The organism is Streptomyces mangrovisoli (assembly GCF_000974985.2).
Classification (GTDB): Bacteria; Actinomycetota; Actinomycetes; order Streptomycetales; family Streptomycetaceae; genus Streptomyces; species Streptomyces mangrovisoli.
The window spans coordinates 75,355-91,491 of record NZ_LAVA02000083.1 but is presented as its reverse complement, the minus strand read 5'-3'; the positions used below and the strand labels follow the sequence as shown (position 1 = coordinate 91,491).

General features: G+C 72.3%; 18 protein-coding genes and 1 riboswitch. Of the genes, 6 read left to right on the top strand and 12 right to left on the bottom strand.

Annotated features, from left to right (window positions below):
* Nucleotides 1-885, bottom strand: a complete 885-nt coding sequence (locus WN71_RS29555) for a carbohydrate ABC transporter permease (RefSeq protein WP_046591255.1) — start codon at nucleotides 883-885, stop codon at nucleotides 1-3.
* Nucleotides 886-965: 80 nt separating this feature from the next.
* Entirely contained in the window at nucleotides 966-2,246 is a 1,281-nt protein-coding gene (locus WN71_RS29550; RefSeq protein WP_240529810.1) for an ABC transporter substrate-binding protein, read from the bottom strand.
* Nucleotides 2,247-2,580: 334 nt separating this feature from the next.
* Here WN71_RS29550 and WN71_RS29545 point away from each other — a divergent pair, with 334 nt between their 5' ends.
* Nucleotides 2,581-3,624: a LacI family DNA-binding transcriptional regulator gene (locus tag WN71_RS29545; protein WP_079178205.1), complete on the top strand. Its 1,044-nt coding sequence runs from the start codon at nucleotides 2,581-2,583 to the stop codon at nucleotides 3,622-3,624.
* A gap of 109 nt (nucleotides 3,625-3,733) precedes the next feature.
* On the opposite strand, the gene WN71_RS29540 is transcribed toward WN71_RS29545, so the two are convergent.
* The 6 genes from WN71_RS29540 to WN71_RS29510 all read right to left on the bottom strand — a co-directional run bounded on the left by WN71_RS29540 (nucleotide 3,734) and on the right by WN71_RS29510 (nucleotide 9,206).
* Nucleotides 3,734-4,948 (bottom strand): MFS transporter, encoded by a 1,215-nt coding sequence (locus WN71_RS29540; RefSeq protein WP_079178204.1) that lies wholly within the window; start codon nucleotides 4,946-4,948, stop codon nucleotides 3,734-3,736.
* A 381-nt stretch (nucleotides 4,949-5,329) separates the two neighbouring features.
* Nucleotides 5,330-5,809 carry a DUF3618 domain-containing protein gene (locus tag WN71_RS29535; RefSeq protein ID WP_046591081.1) on the bottom strand — a complete coding sequence of 160 codons (480 nt, stop codon included), beginning with the start codon at nucleotides 5,807-5,809 and terminating at the stop codon, nucleotides 5,330-5,332.
* Between the two features lie 269 nt (nucleotides 5,810-6,078).
* A complete protein-coding gene (locus WN71_RS29525) occupies nucleotides 6,079-6,516 on the bottom strand; it encodes a RidA family protein (protein ID WP_046591083.1) in 438 nt (145 codons plus the stop codon).
* A 33-nt stretch (nucleotides 6,517-6,549) separates the two neighbouring features.
* Nucleotides 6,550-7,545 carry a hypothetical protein gene (locus WN71_RS29520; protein WP_046591084.1) on the bottom strand — a complete coding sequence of 332 codons (996 nt, stop codon included), beginning with the start codon at nucleotides 7,543-7,545 and terminating at the stop codon, nucleotides 6,550-6,552.
* A gap of 69 nt (nucleotides 7,546-7,614) precedes the next feature.
* On the bottom strand, nucleotides 7,615-8,784 hold the full coding sequence (locus tag WN71_RS29515; RefSeq protein WP_046591098.1) for an RNA polymerase sigma factor: 1,170 nt from the start codon (nucleotides 8,782-8,784) through the stop codon (nucleotides 7,615-7,617).
* An 11-nt stretch (nucleotides 8,785-8,795) separates the two neighbouring features.
* Nucleotides 8,796-9,206 (bottom strand): YciI family protein, encoded by a 411-nt coding sequence (locus tag WN71_RS29510; protein WP_046591085.1) that lies wholly within the window; start codon nucleotides 9,204-9,206, stop codon nucleotides 8,796-8,798.
* Between the two features lie 245 nt (nucleotides 9,207-9,451).
* Between WN71_RS29510 and WN71_RS29505 the strand changes: the two genes are divergently transcribed.
* Together WN71_RS29505 and WN71_RS29500 are read left to right on the top strand one after the other, a co-directional pair.
* A complete protein-coding gene (locus tag WN71_RS29505) occupies nucleotides 9,452-10,048 on the top strand; it encodes an O-methyltransferase (protein WP_046591086.1) in 597 nt (198 codons plus the stop codon).
* A 167-nt stretch (nucleotides 10,049-10,215) separates the two neighbouring features.
* Entirely contained in the window at nucleotides 10,216-10,692 is a 477-nt protein-coding gene (locus tag WN71_RS29500) for a hypothetical protein (protein ID WP_240529809.1), read from the top strand.
* Between the two features lie 57 nt (nucleotides 10,693-10,749).
* Here the strand turns inward: WN71_RS29500 and WN71_RS29495 are convergent, their stop codons facing one another.
* A complete protein-coding gene (locus tag WN71_RS29495; protein ID WP_046591087.1) occupies nucleotides 10,750-11,064 on the bottom strand; it encodes a DMT family transporter in 315 nt (104 codons plus the stop codon).
* A gap of 11 nt (nucleotides 11,065-11,075) precedes the next feature.
* Nucleotides 11,076-11,138, bottom strand: a riboswitch (guanidine-III (ykkC-III) riboswitch).
* Between the two features lie 168 nt (nucleotides 11,139-11,306).
* On the opposite strand from WN71_RS29495, the gene WN71_RS29490 reads away from it, so the two are divergent.
* The 3 genes from WN71_RS29490 (at nucleotide 11,307) to WN71_RS29480 (ending at nucleotide 13,626) form a co-directional block, all read left to right on the top strand.
* Nucleotides 11,307-11,819, top strand: coding sequence for a hypothetical protein (locus WN71_RS29490; RefSeq protein WP_052743161.1), 513 nt, complete (start codon nucleotides 11,307-11,309; stop codon nucleotides 11,817-11,819).
* 159 nt (nucleotides 11,820-11,978) lie between these two features.
* Complete coding sequence (locus tag WN71_RS29485) at nucleotides 11,979-12,908, top strand: NAD-dependent epimerase/dehydratase family protein (protein WP_046591088.1); 930 nt, start codon at nucleotides 11,979-11,981, stop codon at nucleotides 12,906-12,908.
* Nucleotides 12,909-13,047: 139 nt separating this feature from the next.
* A complete protein-coding gene (locus tag WN71_RS29480; protein ID WP_046591089.1) occupies nucleotides 13,048-13,626 on the top strand; it encodes an NADPH-dependent FMN reductase in 579 nt (192 codons plus the stop codon).
* Nucleotides 13,627-13,639: 13 nt separating this feature from the next.
* On the opposite strand, the gene WN71_RS29475 is transcribed toward WN71_RS29480, so the two are convergent.
* The 3 genes from WN71_RS29475 to WN71_RS29465 are packed head-to-tail and all read right to left on the bottom strand — an operon-like array spanning nucleotide 13,640 to nucleotide 16,115.
* The gene (locus WN71_RS29475; protein ID WP_046591090.1) at nucleotides 13,640-14,197 is read right to left on the bottom strand and encodes a cysteine hydrolase family protein; all 558 of its coding nucleotides are present in this window, start codon (nucleotides 14,195-14,197) and stop codon (nucleotides 13,640-13,642) included.
* A 42-nt stretch (nucleotides 14,198-14,239) separates the two neighbouring features.
* The gene (locus tag WN71_RS29470) at nucleotides 14,240-15,676 is read right to left on the bottom strand and encodes an MFS transporter (protein ID WP_046591091.1); all 1,437 of its coding nucleotides are present in this window, start codon (nucleotides 15,674-15,676) and stop codon (nucleotides 14,240-14,242) included.
* Nucleotides 15,669-16,115 (bottom strand): MarR family winged helix-turn-helix transcriptional regulator, encoded by a 447-nt coding sequence (locus tag WN71_RS29465; protein ID WP_046591092.1) that lies wholly within the window; start codon nucleotides 16,113-16,115, stop codon nucleotides 15,669-15,671. The genes WN71_RS29470 and WN71_RS29465 overlap by 8 nt, the downstream gene beginning before the upstream one ends.
* Nucleotides 16,116-16,137: the final 22 nt, after the last annotated feature.

Below are 16,137 nucleotides of genomic sequence, written 5' to 3'. Positions count from 1 at the left end.
TCAGCCCTTCGTGAGGTCGCGGCGCGAGACGCGGAAGACGACCAGCGTCACCATCAGGCACACCACGGTCAGCAGCAGCGCGATGGTGCTGCCGTAGCCGTAGTCGCTGTACGTGAACGACGTCTGGAACATGTAGAGGGTCAGCGGGGTGGTGCTGTTGCCCGGGCCGCCGCCTGTGAGCGCCACGAGGGAGTCGAAGACCTTCAGGGTGCCGTTGACGCTGAAGATGACCGAAGACATGAGCACGGGCAGGGACAGCGGCAGCACGATGTGACGGATCAGCCGCAGGCCCGAAGCGCCGTCGAGGCGCGCCGATTCGAGGACCTCGTCGGGGATGTCGACGAGTCCGGCGAAGAGCAGCACGGCGTAGAAGCCCATGGAGCGCCAGATGTCCATGATGATCAGGACCCAGAAGGCGTGCCCGGCGCTGCCGAACCAGTCGACGGACTCGATCCCGACGGCGTTCAGGAGGGAGTTGACGGGGCCCGTCTGCGGGGCGACCTGGAAGAACTTCTGGAAGAGCAGGCCGACGGCCACCGTGGGCAGCACGACCGGGAAGAACACCAGAGTCCGCACCAGCGCAGAGGCCTTCTTGAGGAAGAAGACGTAGAGCAGGGCCAGCAGATAGCCGGCGGCCACCTGTCCGACGGTCACGACGACGGCGTACTTGAGGGTGAACCACAGCGCCTGGTGGACGGCCGGATCGGTCAGCAGGCGGGAGAAGTTGGCGACACCGTTGCCGGTGAAGCCGTCGATGGTGTTGCCCTTGGTGAACGCATACCCCAGCGACCACAGCATGGGGACCAGCATGATCAGGGAGTAGACGAGCAGGGCGGGACCGAGCAGGACGGCGACGGCCCTGCGGTCACCTAGTACGCGGTGCATGGGGGATTCCACTTCGATGACGTCGGAGTGCGGTACGGGGCGAGGGCGGGGCGGCGGGCGGTGCACGCCGCCCCGGCCGGTCACTGCGCGTTCAGCGCGTCCTGCACCGTCTGCATGAACTGCTGGGCGCTCATGGTGCCGTTGACGAGGCTTGCGGCATTGGTCTGGCTGACCGTGGTCGCCTTGGTGCTGAACAGAGCCTCGAACCACAGCACGTTCTGCTTCGAGTCACTGATCGTCGAACGGACCTGGCTGGTCACGGCGTTGGCGTCGGTGACGGAGGAGTTGACCTTGAAGCCGGAGATGGCGCCCTGGTCCTTCAGCGCGGTGCTGCCGTAGTTCTTCGCGATGCAGGACACCCAGGCGCCGGTCTTGCTGTCGAAGGTCTTCGCGCCGAGCGTGATGCCGAGGCCGACGTTCGAGGGGTACTGGCCGATGGAGCCCTTGCCGCCCGTGACCGCCGGGAAGGGCATGAAGCCGACGTTGTCCGCGCCGACCTTGTCCTGCTTGGCGTCGGCGATGTTCGCCAGCGCCCAGCTGCCCATGTAGAACATGGCGGCCTTGCCGGACAGGAACTGGTTCATCGCGGTGTCGTAGTCGATCGAGCCGACACCCTTGCCGAAGTAGCCCTTCTTGCCGAGGTCGGCGACCGCCTGGGCGGCCTGCACGTACTGCGGGTCGGTGAGCTTGGCCTTGCCGTCGGCGACGTCCTTCAGCGCGTCGGGGCCGAGGCTGCGGTAGAGGTAGCCGCTGACCAGCCGGGTGATCGGCCAGCCCTGCTGACCCGAGGCGGAGAACGCCTGGACGCCCTTGGCCTGGAGCTTCGCGGCCGCCGCGACCAGCTCGTCCCACGTCTGCGGCTCGCTCAGACCGTTCGCCGCGAAGATCTTCTTGTTGTAGAAGATCCCCTCGATGTTGTACTCGTACGGCAGCACGGCCAGCTTGCCGCCGTAGAGCGCCTTGATCGTGGAGACGGCGCCGGGCTCCAGCTGGTCGTAGACGCCCAGGCTCTTGAGCTGCTTCTCCAGGTCGGCGACCTGGCCGGCCTTGTACAGCTTGCTGGTCAGGGCGGGGGCGTTGCCCGCGGCGAACTGCACCGGCAGCGCGTTCTGCCCGGCGAGCAGCTGGAGCTTCTGGTCCAGGCTCGCCTGGGGAACCGTCTCCACCTTGAGCGGCAGCGCCTCGTTCGCCGACGTGCAGGCGCCCTTGGACAGCGTCGTGAGGGCGGTCCGGACCGTGGTGTTCTCCGTGACGCTCAAGTAGCTGAAGTTCTTCGGCGCCGAGGCGGCACCGCCGCCCGTGCCTCCGCAGGCGGAGACGAGGACGACCATCGCGGCGGCGCTCGCGGTCAGACCGGCCACGCGGGCCCTTCTGGCAGGGGAAGAGTCGGTGATCACAGCAGGGCTCCCTGTCGTCATTGATCGGAGGCGCACGGCGGCAGGCCTCAGGAACGCCGCGAGCGTCGAGGTTTTGTATAACGTTCTCTACGGCGGGGCGGGGTCCACAGTGCATGGGACGCACGTTTCCGTCAAGACATACGTCCGTAGCGGCGGCGCAATGTCGGGTACCAGGAGACGGGGCGCGGCGCGGGGCGGCGCGGGCCGCACCCCGGGCAGGGTGCTCACCTCTGGCGCGACTGGAGCGCTATGGTGTAGACCGTTACACTGACCGTGAAGAGCGCAGGAGGCAGCCGGCATGGAATCCGCACCCCAGCGGAAGAAGCGCGTGACCATCACCGACGTCGCCCGCCACGCGGGGGTGTCGACGGCCGCGGTCTCCAAGGTGCTGCGCAACGCCTACGGCGTCAGCGCGTCCATGCAGGAGCGGGTCCGGTCGGCCATGGCCGAACTGGACTACCGGCCGCACGCCGCGGCACGCGGAATGCGCGGGCGGACGTACACGATCGGCGTGCTGCTCGACAACATCCGCAACACCTTCTTCGCCGACATCCTCGACGGCATCCGCGACGAGCTGCACGACAGCGAGTACACCGTCATGATCGGCGCGGCGGGCTTCGACGCCGCCTCACAGGCGAAGACCATCCGGTCCATGGTCGACCGCCAGATGGACGGCCTGATCCTCATCGCGCCGGGCACCCCGCGCGCCGAGGTCCTCGCCATGGCGCAGTCCACACCGACCGTCGTCATCGGCCACCACGACGCCTCCGACATCCACGACTCCGTCCTCGACGCGGACGGGCTCGGGGCCGGGCTCGTGGTCGACCACCTCGTCTCCCTCGGGCACCGTGACATCGCCCTGGTCTCCGCGCCCGGCACCCGCACCGGCAAGTGGGCGCGCACCCCCGAGATCGTGCTGACCAACGGCTATCTGGAGGCGATGGAGCGCCACGGCCTCGGCGCGCACGCCCGGGTGCACAAGGCCGCCTACTCCGACGAGGGCGGCTACAAGGCCGGGATGAGCCTGCTGACCGCGGAGCGCCGGCCCACCGCGATCATGACCGGGGCCGATGTCGCCGCCCTGGGGGTCTGGCGGGCGGCCCACGAGATCGGCCTGCGGGTTTCGGAGGACGTCTCCCTGGCGGGCTACAACAACACCGCCCTCGCGGACCTGGCCACCGTCCAGCTGACCAGCGTCGACCAGGCCGGGCACACCATGGGGTCCACGGCGGCCCGGATGCTCGTCGAGCGCGTGGAGGGCCACCGGGACCGGGCCGCCCAGGTGACGATGACGCCGCGGCTGGTGGTGCGGGACAGCACCGGGGCGGTGGGCGGGGACTGAGGGAGGCGGTGCGTGGGGGCCCGCCGAGGGAAGCGGTGCGCGGGGGTCGGGGAAAGCGGCAGGCGGGCCGAGGAAAGCTCTCCTCGGCCCGCCTGCCGTACGGCCGGGATCAGGCCGGCTGTCCGCCGCGCTCGCGCTCGATGTGCTCCAGCGACTTGCCCGCCGTGTCCGGCATGAAGAACCAGCCCACGACCGCGCTCACGAACAGGAAGAACGCGAGCAGGGCGCTGAGCGGGCGGATGCCGGTGTGGGCGAGCAGCGGCACCAGGGCCAGGCTCCACACGCCGAGCACCGAGCGCGCCATGCCGAAGGTGAACCCCTGCGCGGTGCTGCGCAGCAGGGTGGGGAACAGCTCCTGGCTGAACACCTTGTAGAAACCCTCTCCCGCGAGGGCGGAGCCGACGCCGAAGAGCGCGATGTTGGCGCAGATGACGGGCACGCTGAACGGCAGCACCAGATACAGCAGGTACGCGCCGACCTGGAGGACACCGCCCACGGCCCACATGCGTCTGCGGGTGCGGTGCGAGCGGTCCGCGAACCGCATGAACAGCACGACCGTCCCCACCAGGCCGATCAGGAAGCCCGCGCTGCTCAGCGCGAGTCCGGCGGCCCGGCTGCCGGCGTGCAGCGTCTCCACCATGTACGGCGTGAAGGTGCCGCTGGTGCCCGCGGCGAGGTTCCAGAAGAGGTAGATCGTGGTGGTCCAGGTCAGCGCGGCAAGATGGGCGCCGCTGAAGAGGGAGCGGGGCCGCGCGTCCGGGGCGGGCCGGTCCGGGGAGCGCGCCGACTGCCAGCGGGCCGACTCCGCGACCCGGCGCCGTAGCCCCCAGACGACCATGGCGACGGCGAACAGGTGCAGGAACACCAGCCGCACGCCGAGCAGTCCGAGCGGCGCGAACGCGAAGGAGAGCAGCAGGACGACGACGGGCCCGAGGTTCCAGGCGACCTGGGTCAGGCCGAGCAGCCGGCCCCGGGCGCGCGGCGGCGCGTTCTCGCCGACCAGGGCGAGGGAGGTGGGCACGTCGGCGCCGACGGCCACCCCGACGGCGATCGTGCCCGCGAACAGCATGACGGTGTTCACGGACAGCGCCATGGCCAGCATGCCGGCGGCGTACAGCAGGAGGTCGTACTTGTAGATGCGCTTGCGCCCCAGGCGGTCGCCGAGGCGCCCGCCTATGAACGCGCCGATCGCGCATCCGACGGCATTGGGGCCGAGCGCCGTCAGGGCGCCGACGGCCCCGCTGGACAGGTGCAGCCGCGCCTGGAACAGGGTCAGCCCGGCGCCGAGGGCCACGATCGACCCGGCGTCCAGGTAGGACGCCATGCCGGCGAGCGCGGACGTGCGCCAGGTGGCGGGGGCGGGATGTGTCTCTTGTGCCGGTTCCGAACGCGCCGGGCCGTCGAGAGGAGGGCCGACCCCGGAGGGCGTTTCTTGAAGTTGGGCCAAGGGTTCACTCCGGGTGGTGCGTCGTGGCCCGGGCATCGTAACCACGGCGTCCCTGCACGTCAGGACACTGTTGTGCAACGTTTTCCACCCTGTGGGCTCGCTACTTGCGGGTACGGCGGCGGGCCGCGGGCGCCCGGGAGCGGGTCGGGGCGGGGGCCGGAGCGGGCCGGGGCGGCGGCACGGCCCACTGCCGCCGCCCCGGCCCGTCCCCCTTCTCCGGGCGATCGATCCCCGGGCGGTCCCGATCCCACCCCGCGGTCAGCCCTTGCGGTGGCGGCGTACGCACCAGACGGCCGCGGCGGCTCCGGCGGCCGCGAGGAGCACCACGCGGTTGTCCCGCGCGAGGCGTGCGCCCTGCGCGGCCCTGACCCGCACGGGCTCCGGCAGCTTCTCCTGTGCGCCCGCCGCGGCCTGCGCGGTCCGCTGCCGCACGTCACCGGCGGTGGCAGCGGCCTTCCGCCCGGCCTCGGCGGCCTTGTGCGCGGCCTGCTCCTTGACCTCGGCCGCCTTGTGCGCGGCCTGCTCCTTCACCTCGACGGCCTTGTGCGCCGCCTGCTCCTTCACCTCGGCGGCCTTGGTCCTGGCCTCGGCCGCCTTCTCCTGGGCGCGGGACTTGACGTCGGTCTTCGCCGCGAGCGTCTCGACGGTCCGGCCGAGCTCGTGCCGGGTCTGCTCGACCTGCTCCCGCAGCTCCTGCGGGTTCTGCGCGGTGGGTTCGTCGTGCGGAGGCTGGGTCATCGGTGCACACTCTCCTCGATCTCGGCCTGTGCCAGGCGCAGTTCGCTGCGCGCCAGACCTCGCCAGGCCTCGCCATGACAGACGGGTATCCCGGCAGCCCGAACTCAAGCCGCGGGAAGACCGAGGGAGTCCACCTGAGGCTGGTCCTCGGCGGCACGCGGCACCCGGTGGCTGCCGCGGCGCCCGAGGTATGCGGGACTTCCCGCACTTCCGAGGAGCGCGCGCCCGCCGCGTGATCGCGCTCGCGGCGTGAGCGACTCGGCACCGCGTCAGTGCGACCCGGCCCGTGGCTCGGCACCCGCGTCGGCACTCGCCACGGCACCCGGTACGACGGCCAGCGCGTCGATCTCGACCCGGAAGTCCGGGTGGACCAGCCCGGCGACCCTCACCAGGGAGCAGGCGGGCGGGTGTTCCGCGTCCTGATGCTCGTCCCGTACCTTGCGGAACACGGCGAGATCACCCAGGTCGGTCAGGTAGACCGTCAGTTTGACCACGTGCTCCAGACCGGAGCCCGCCGCCTCGAGCGCACCGGCCAGATTCGCGTAGACCTGCCGGACCTGGGCCTCGGCGTCCCGCTTGCCGACCAGGTTGCCGTCACCGTCGAGGGGAACCTGCCCCGAGACGGCGACCATCGCTCCGCTGAAGACGACCGCGTGACTGTAGCCGTTGACGGGCGGTGAACCGCTGGGCCGGATCAAGTGCTCCATGTAACGGATCATTTCACGCCCGTCGGCGGCCGATCACGAACTGCCGTCGCGCAGTTCACTCGCCTTCCTCTCCGCCTCTTCGGCGGCCGACTCGGCGTGGCGGCGGGCCTCGCGGACGGCCTGTCGTGCGTCTCGGGCAAGGTCGCGGAGGTGACGTGCGGCTGCCCGGGTTCGTTGCCGGTCCTGTTCCGCCTCGTGGAGGCGGCGGGCGAGGTCGTCGGCGCGCTGTCCGGCCTGCTCCTCCTCGCCCTCCGCGGTACTCAACTCCTGCTCCTTGGAGACAAGTTCACCCTCACGCTTGCGCAACTCCCGTTCGGCCTCCTCGGCCTTGTGCCGGGCGCGCTCCCATCGCTCCTCCCGCTTCCGGCGCTCCCGCTCCGCCCGTCGGGCCTCCTCCTCCCGGCGGCGGGTGCGGGCGGCGTCGAGGTCGGCGACCTCGCCCGCCGGGCCCGAGCCACGGCGCCCCGCCGAGCGCCCGGCGGGCTCGGGCCGCGCCGCCACCGACCCGGCCGGCGCGGACCGCGCAGAAGACGCCGAAGCCGGCAGGGCGGCCGTGCCCGGGAACCCGACGGGCGCGCCGAGGGGCCTGGCCAGGCGGCCCTCGGACCACAGCGCGGCCGCCTCCGGATCGGCCAGCACCGCGTGCAGGGTGTCCTGGACCTCCTGCCGGGCGCCGTCACCGATCCGCTGCCCGGCCTCCGCGGCGAGCCGGGCCGCCTGGTGCGAGAGCGCGAAGGTGAGCCGGTGCTGCTGCGCCGACAGCTCGCGCAGGTCTCCGCCGTCCAGCTCCTGGTGGGCCCGGCGCAGCGCCTCCCCCAGCCGCAGCAGCCGCTCGACCTCGGCGGGCTGCGCGCGGACCAGCAGATTGCCGGCCCAGGCGGAGAGGGTGGGCCGGCGCAGCTCACGGATGCGTGCGGCCAGCGCGCGGTCCCCGGCGGCGCGGGCCGCCTTCGCGCGCTCGTCGCGGGCGGCGGTGAACTCGCTCGGCGGCAGGCCGTACAACTCGTCGAGGCCGGCATCGAGGTCCACCCGTGCTCCCCTTTCGCCACGCCTCCAGGGTCAGCCCCCCCTGTCACGTCCCTCGCCTACCCGTTTTCTTCACTTTTGATCGGATCGGCGACGGTGGACATCGAGGCGGACATGGAGGCGGGCGGCCTGGCGGGTGAGATGGTCGCGTTCGGCGAGGTTGGTCGCCTTGCGGGCCGCTTCGGCGTAGAGGCGTGCCGCGGTGTCGAGGTCGCCGTCGCGTTCGTGGAGGTGGGCCGACACGGCGGTCCAGCGGGGCAGCGCGGGATCGAGGCCGGCGAGCGCGGCCAGACCGGCGCGCGGCCCGTCGGCCTCACCGACGGCGACCGCGCGGTTGAGGAGGACGACGGGGCTGTCGGTCAGGCCCGCGAGCTCGTCGTACCACTCCACGATCTGCACCCAGTCGGTCTCCTCGGCCGTGAACGCGTCCGCGTGCAGCGCGGCGATGGCGGCCTGCGCCTGGTACTCGCCGAGCCGGTCGCGCGCGAGGGCCGCCTGGAGGATCACCACGCCCTCCGCGATCGCGTGCGTGTCCCAGCGGCCGCGGTCCTGTTCGGCGAGGGGCACCAGGCTGCCGTCGGCCGCGGTGCGGGCGGCGCGGCGGGCGTGGTGGAGCAGCATGAGCGCGAGCAGCCCGGCCACCTCGGGATGGTCGATCGCGGCCGCCATCTGCCGGGTGAGGCGGATGGCCTCGGCGGACAGGTCGACGTCGCCGGAGTAGCCCTCGTTGAAGACGAGGTAGAGGACGCGCAGCACGGTGGCGACGTCGCCGGGCCGGTCCAGGCGGACGCCGGAGACGGTCCGCTTGGCGCGGCTGATGCGCTGCGCCATCGTCGCCTCGGGCACCAGGTACGCGCGGGCGATCTGGCGCGTGGTGAGTCCGCCGACGGCACGCAGGGTGAGCGCGACGGCGGACGACGGGGTCAGCGCCGGGTGGGCGCACAGGAAGTACAGCTTCAGCGTGTCGTCGGCCGCGGGCGCGGGACCCGGTTCCGGGAGCCCGCCCTCGCGGTCCTCGCGCCGGCGGCGGGCCGCGTCCGCGCGGGTGGCGTCGAGGAACTTGCGCCAGGCCACCGTGATCAGCCAGCCCCTGGGGTCGCGGGGCGGGTCGGCGGGCCAGGCGCCCAGCGCCTCGACCAGCGCGTCCTGCACGGCGTCCTCGCCCGCCGCGAAGTCGGCTCCGCGGCGGACGAGGACGGTGAGCACGCCGGGGATGAGGCTGCGCAGCAGGACCTCGTCCATGGCGGTCGTCACTACTCGGTGATGGCGGCCGGCGGCTCGGTCAGGAAGGGCCGCAGTTCGAGCCACTCGTGGATGGGCCGCCCGCCCGCGCCGGGCGCCGCGGACAGTTCCCCGGCCAGCTCGACGGCGCGCTCGTAGGTGTCCACGTCGATGATCATCCAGCCGGCGATGAGGTCCTTCGTCTCGGCGAACGGCCCGTCGGTGACCGGCGGCCGGCCCTCGCCGTCGTAGCGCACGAAGGTGCCCTCCGGAGCGAGCGCCTGGCCGTCGACGAACTCGCCGGTCTTCTCCAGCCGCGCCGCGAAGTCCTGCATGTACTGGATGTGCGCGGAGATCTCCTCGGGGGTCCACCGGTCCATCGGCACGTCGTTGACCGCCGCCGGAGCGCCGCGGTAGTGCTTGAGGAGCAGGTACTTGGCCATGGTGTCTCTCCTGGGTGCTGGTGCGACCCATTGTGGTCGCGTTCACCCCGGGGACGGAGCCGTCCACGCCTTCTCGACATCACCGCCGAAATTTTTTCGGACGCGTCGGGGAGGTCGGACCCGTGCGCCGCGAAAACCACGGCCAGCCGCGCCCGCCCGCGTCCCCCTTCACACTCACATCCACAACCACAACCACATCCGCAACGGCACCCGCACCCGCACCCGCACCCGTCATAATCCACGCCATGTCGCTGCACGGGACCGACGCCCACGTCGGCATGGACGCGCTGCCCGACCTGGTGCGGCGGGCCGTCGCCGCGGCACGCGAGCACGGGTTCGCCCTCTCGTGCAGACCCGAGCAGGGACGCCTGCTCAGCGTGCTGGCCGCGGGCGCGCCCCGCGCCATCGCCGAGACCGGCACCGGCTGCGGGGTCGGTCTGGCCTGGCTCGCCTCCGGCGCGGCGCCGGGGGTACGGCTGGTCAGCGTCGAACGCGATCTCGAGCGGGCCCGCGCCGCGGCAGACGTCTTCCGGGACCGGCCCGAGGTGGAGATCGTCCAGGGCGACTGGCGGCGGATCGAGGCGTACGGGCCGTTCGACCTGCTCGTGCTGGACGGCGGGGGCCAGGCGAAGGGGGACGGCGCCGCGGACGTCGACCGCCTGCTCTCCCCCGGCGGCACGGTCGTGATCGACGACTTCACCCCGGCCACGACCTGGCCGCCGCACTTCGACGGCGCCCCGGACACGGCGAGGCTGCACTGGCTCGACCACCCGTCGCTGCGAGCCACCGAGCTGCGGCTCGCGGCGGATCTGAGCGTCGTCGTGGGGAGACGGCTGCCTTGAGGCACTGCGGCTTCGACGGCGGCGGCGGCCGCGCCTGCGCCTGACCTACGGCTGCTCTCTCCGACAGGGAGGTCGGCAGTGACGGAACTGTCTTCTGTGACAGGCCTGTTGCCCGCATTGTGAACTGGGCCACAGCCTCGGTGATCAAGACCTGATGGGGTCGCCGGATGGCCCTGCTGCTCTTGCTGTTCATCCCCGCCGGGGTGGTCCTCACCTGCTTCTTCATCGGTTACGGCCTCGGGTCGATCGGCCGGGTCGGGGTGCGCGCCGCCGACCGACGGATGTGGCTGCGCACCGCCGGGGCGCTCCTCGGGGCGGTCGCGGTGGCGCTGTACACGTGGGGTCTGCTGTGCGTCGCCGGTGCGGTCCTGGACGCCGAGGACGGCGGCACCGACTCCTCCCCGCTGCGCCCGTGCCGGACGCCCGGCCAGTCGGAGCGTGCACTGACCGTCGTCGACTACTCCGTGGCGTACGTACCCCTCCGGTTCGTCTGCGAGACGGACGACGGCGGCTCCTACACCGCCGACTCCGTACCGCCCCACCTCAACCCGGCCGTGCTCGGCGCGGGCCTGGCGGCGGCCGGGTGCGCGCTGGCCGCGGCATGGGACCAGGAGCGCCACGCCGGGCGGCGCCCCTCGGTGTGACACCGGGAGACGGCCGGGCGGGCCCGCTCCTCGCTCACGCGTCCCGGCCGTACGGCGTCAGTGCGCGGCCTTCAGGCCGCCCACGCAGCCGACGATCCCGGCCAGCAGCAGCACCTTCAGCACGCTGACGGGCTCACCGTCGAAGATCATCGCGTACGCGGCGGTCAGTACGGCGCCCACCCCGACCCAGACCGCGTAGCCGGTACCCACCGGCAGGGTCCGCAGGGCGTACGACAGACCGGACATGCTCAGGACGAGACCGGCGACGAACACGGCGGTCGGAAGGGGGCGGCTCAGTCCGGCCGACTTCCCCAGGGCCGTGGCCCACACCGCCTCGAGCCCGCCGGACAGCACCAGCACGATCCACGCCATGACACAGCTCCCCTACGCCGTCTTGTCGTGTGCTGGGTACGGCGTACTCGTCCAGGAGCCGATCGGGGCTCTCCAGCCATCGTCGCACACCGCCGAAGGAGTGCGTGCAGGTCAGCCGGGCCGCCGGGCGCGCACCCGACCCGGACCACACGCTCGCCGCCGCCCGTCCCGCCCCGCGCGCGGCCGGGGCGGACGGCGGCCCTAGGGTGTCCGCTCGACGGACGGACGACGGGAGGCAGGCCATGTATCTGGGACCGCTGGAGCGTGCCGAGGACGGCCACTGGGTGCTGGGCGATCCGCTGCACGGCGCGAAGGGCGGTCATGTGAACCTCCTGCCCGAAGGAGCCGAGCACTGGTGGCGCGGCACCCGCGAGGTCCTGGTGCCCTGGGCGCGGTTCATGTCGATGGACGGCCTCGCCATATCGGGCAGCAGGGTCGGCAGCAGCCGCGCCGTCGGCTTCCTCAACTCCATCGGTGGCGGTGGCCCGGTGGGAATCCTCGGGCCGTGCTGGACACTGACGCTCCGGCATCCCTACGAGGTCTGGGTCGCCCAGATCAGCCACCACGAGCGCCACTACCACTGGGCACACCGCTACCTGCTCGACGAACTGCTGGGCCAGTTGATCGGAACGGGTCGGGCCCACCTCCTGGGCGACGCCGACTGGCTGGCGTCGGTCGTCGAACACCTGGCCCCACAGCGCCCGTTCTCCGCGAAGGCGATCAAGAGCACCGTCGCCAAGGCCATCGTGCTCTGAGGGGGTGAGCCTGCGGCCACGTCACAGGCGACGGCGTACCGGTTGGCGTCCCGCGTCGCGTTCTCACCCGGAAAAAGTCGCACCCCATGTCACAAACGGCGGCTCCGTTCGGTCTCGGGTGGTGAAGGCAGAGGTGAGCGAGGCAGGGAGGCGATCGTCATGCGGGTGTTCGTGGCAGGCGGCAGCGGGGTGCTGGGGCGGCGGCTGGTGCCGCAGCTCGTGGCGCGCGGCCATCAGGTGACGGCCACGGCGACGAGTGCGGACAAGCTCGGGGCGCTGGCGCGGCTGGGCGCGGACGGTGCGGTGATGGACGGGCTGGACGCGGAGTCCGTCGGCGAGGCGGTGGCCCGGGCCCGGCCGGAGGTGGTCGTGCACCAGATGACGGCGATCTCCCTCGCCCATGCCGGAAAGCCGGACATCAAGCATCCGGACCGCTGGTTCGCCCTCACCAACCGGCTGCGCACCGAGGGCACCGACCATCTGCTGGCGGCGGCCCAGGCGACCGGGGTCGGTCATGTCGTCGCCCAGGGCTACGCGTCCTGGAACGGCATCCGCGAGGGCGGCTGGGTGAAGACCGAGGACGACCCCCTCGACCTCCTGGAGGGAACCGCGGCCAACGTGGGCCTGAAGGCGCTGGCGTACGCCGAGGACGCGGTGGTGCGCGCGGGCGGTGCCGTCCTGCGGTACGGCGCCTTCTACGGGCCCGGTGCCATCGACGACCAGGTCGAACTGATCCGCAAGCGGCAGTATCCGCTGGTGGGGCGCGGCACCGGCCACAGCTCGTGGATCCACCTCGACGACGCGGCGAGCGCCACCGTGCTCGCCGTCGAGCAGAAGGCGCGCGGCGTGTTCAACGTCGTCGACGACGAGCCGGCGCCGGCCAGCGAATGGCTGCCCCATCTGGCCGCGTGCGCGGGCGCCAAGCGGCCGTTGCGGGTGCCGGTGTGGCTGGCCCGGCTGCTGGCCGGCGACCAGGCGGTGATCATGATGACCGAGGGCCGTGGCTTCTCCAACGCCAAGGCCAAGCGGGAACTCGGCTGGCAGCCGCGCCACCCCTCGTGGCGCCAGGGCTTCGCGGCGGAGACGTAGAGCCGGGGCCGGAGTTGTCCCTCCGGCACGCCGTACAGCCGTACCCCCGGTGGCCCGCGCGCAGTTCGCGCCACCCACCCCATCACACGAACTCGAATGCCAAGTCGAACGCGAAGTCGACAGCGGAGGACATCACCCCATGATCAGGATCGGAATCGTCATCGGCAGCACCCGCCCCGGCCGCCACGGTGACCAGGTCGCCGCGTGGGTGCACGACCTGGCGAAGCAACACGCGGGTTCGGCCGCCGAGTTCGAGGTCGTGGACCTCGCCGACTACGCGCTGCCGCTGCTGGACGAGCCCGTGCCGGCGGCCCAGGCGCCGGGCCGGCAGCCGCACACGCGGCGCTGGGCCGAGCGGATCGGCTCCTACGACGCCTATGTCGTCGTCACCCCGGAGTACAACGCCTCGCCCCCGGCCTCGCTGACCAACGCCGTCGACTTCCTGCTCCACGAGTGGGGCGGCAAGCCGGTGGCGTACGTCGGCTACGGCGTCTTCGGCGCGGTCATGGCCGTACAGAAGCTGCGGGCGCAGGCCGGGGTGCTGCGGATGGCCGACATCGGACCGCAGGTGGCGCTGTCGCTGCACGAGGACTTCGTGGGCTTCACCGACTTCGTGCCGCGCGAACGCCACACGGCCGAAGTGCACCGACTGGTGGACGAGTTGGTGGCGTGGGCGAGGGCGCTCCGCCCGCTGCGCACGGCTCCCGCGACGCCGTAGCCGCCGCGCTCGGTCAGGCGGGTACGCCGAGGGTGCTGCCCCAGTCGCCGACGGTGGTGATCTCGCCGCGGCGCGCGAGGACGGTGCCGAGCAGGGTGGCGTGGAGCGCGGGGTCGGGGTCGGCGCAGGCGTCGGACAGGACGGTGACCCGGTAGTCGAGGTCGGCGGCCTGGAGCGCGGTCGACAGGACGATGCCGCCGGTGGAGACGCCCGCCAGGACGAGGTGGTCGACGCCCGAAACGGCGAGGATCTGCTGGAGGTTGTTGCCGGAGAAGGCGCTGACCCGGTTCTTGTGGACGACGGTCTCACCGGCCACCGGGGCGACGTCGGGATGGATCGCCGCGCCGGGGTCGCCGGGGGTGAAGCGGTCGTGCGGGAGGGCGCCGAAGGTCTTGTTGCGCGGGTGGACGTCGGCGTGTCCGGGGCGCAGCAGCAGCGCCACATGGATCACGGGCACGCCGGCCGCGCGGGCCGTGGTGAGGGCGCTTACGGCGCGCGGCAGGTAGTCGGCGGGCATCCGGGAGAGGTGGCCGGCCTGAAGGTCCATGAGCAGCAGGGCGGGGCGGGACATCGAGGTGCGTGCCTTTCGGGTGCGTGGTGGGGGTGTGACGGTCTACTCGGCGGGCTCGGTGTCGGCGGGCTCGGTGTCGGCGGGAGGGTTCACGCGGCCGAGAGTGCGGTCGAAGACGGTCATCAGGAGGAAGAGCACGCCTGCGCCGAGCATGACCCAGGAGAGCTGGTGCATTCCGGCGGTGTCGGCGCGCGGGCCGAAGGACGCGGCGGTCGCGGAGGAGGCGATCATCGAGCCGACGTAGGCGAAGGTGCGCAGCAGTCCGGCGGAGGACGCGGTGCGTTCGGCGTCGGACTGGAAGTAGACGGAGTTCTGCAGGGCCAGGCTGTTCAGTCCCTGCGGGACGCCGAAGACCAGGGCGACGAGGGGCAGCATCCAGAAGGGGCTCGCCGAGGTCAGCGTCAGCAGCATCAGGCAGGCGACGATCTGCCCGACCGCGCCGACGAGCAGCTTGCCGCGCACGCCCTTGCGCCGTCCGGAGACGAGCGACACGCCGATCGCCATGAGGAACATGGGGATCTGGGCGAGCCCGGCGTGGAAGGGGCTGAGGCCGTAGCCCTCCTCGGTCCACTGGCTGAAGCCGTAGAGGAAGGCGTACGAGACGACGTAGGCGACGATCGCGCGGCCGTAGGTGGCGAGCAGCGGTGTGTTGCCGCCGAGGACCCTGAGGTCGATGAAGGGGGTCGGGGCGCGCAGTTCCCGCAGCGCGAACGCGGTGCCCGCGGCGGCGGTGACCAGCAGCAGCCACGCGTTGCGCGGGTGCAGGTTCATCAGGAAGAGCAGGAGCGAGACGAGCAGCGCGGCGAACAGGGCCATGCCGGGCAGGTCGAGCTGGGCGATCCGGTCGCCGCGGCGCGGGGTCTCGCCGGTCGCCGCCGCCTTGGGCAGCCGGAGCAGGCCGAGTGCGACGGACGCGAGGGCGAGGGGCACGTTCAGCGCGAAGGTGGCGCGCCAGCCGCCGACGGCGATCAGCAGGCCGCCGAGCAGCGGGCCGACGACGGCGATGGTCTGGTTGGTGACGGCGAGGGCGGTGAGCACGCCGCCGGGGCTGTCGCGTCCGGTGCGTTCGGCCTCGCTGCGCAGCAGGGCCATGGCGGCGGGGTAGCCGGCGCAGGTGCCGAAGCCGAGCAGGACGCGGGCGCCGATCAGCACGCCGAGGTTCGGTGCGAGGGTGCCGACGACGCCCGCGACGCCGACCAGGCTGGTGCTGAGGAGGAACAGCCTGCGCGGTCCGAAGAGGTCGATGAGACGGCCGACCACCGGCTGTCCCAACGAGGTGGCGAGGTAGAGGGCGGAGACCAGCCAGGCGGTCTGCGAGGCGGGGGCGCCGAGCGCGCGGCCGATGGGGACGAGCGCGACGGAGATGATCGTCGAGTTGATCGGGTTGAGGATCGAGCCCAGCATCATGGGCGGCAGCAGCCGCCGGTCGAAGCCGGACCGGTCCGGCTTGCGTATCGGATGCGTCTTCGCGTCAGTCACGGGCCAGTCGTTCCAGTACGGCCATGGCGGCGATCACGGTCTGGCGTTCGTCCTCGGTGCAGCGCTCCTGGAGCCGGGCGGCGAGCCACTCCGTGCGGGCCTGGCGGCCTTCCGCGACGCGGCGGGACCCCTCGGGGGTCAGCGTGATGAGCAGCCGCCGCCCGTCGTGCGGGTCGGGGGTGCGTTCCACGAGGCCGCGCGCGGCGAGAGAGGCCACCGTCGTCGTCATCGACTGGTGGCGTACGTGCTCGGCGGCGGCGAGCTCGCTGGCGGTGACGCCCGGCTTGTCGGACAGCCGGGCCAGGACCGACGCCTGCCCGAGGGTGAGGTCCTCGACCTCGGAGGCCTTCAGGATCCGGCGCCGCACCCGGCTGATGACGGCACGGACGTCGCGCGAGGCCTGGATCGCGGAGGGCGACGGGGTCGGGTGCTCGTTCATGCGCCCCACCCTAATATGCACA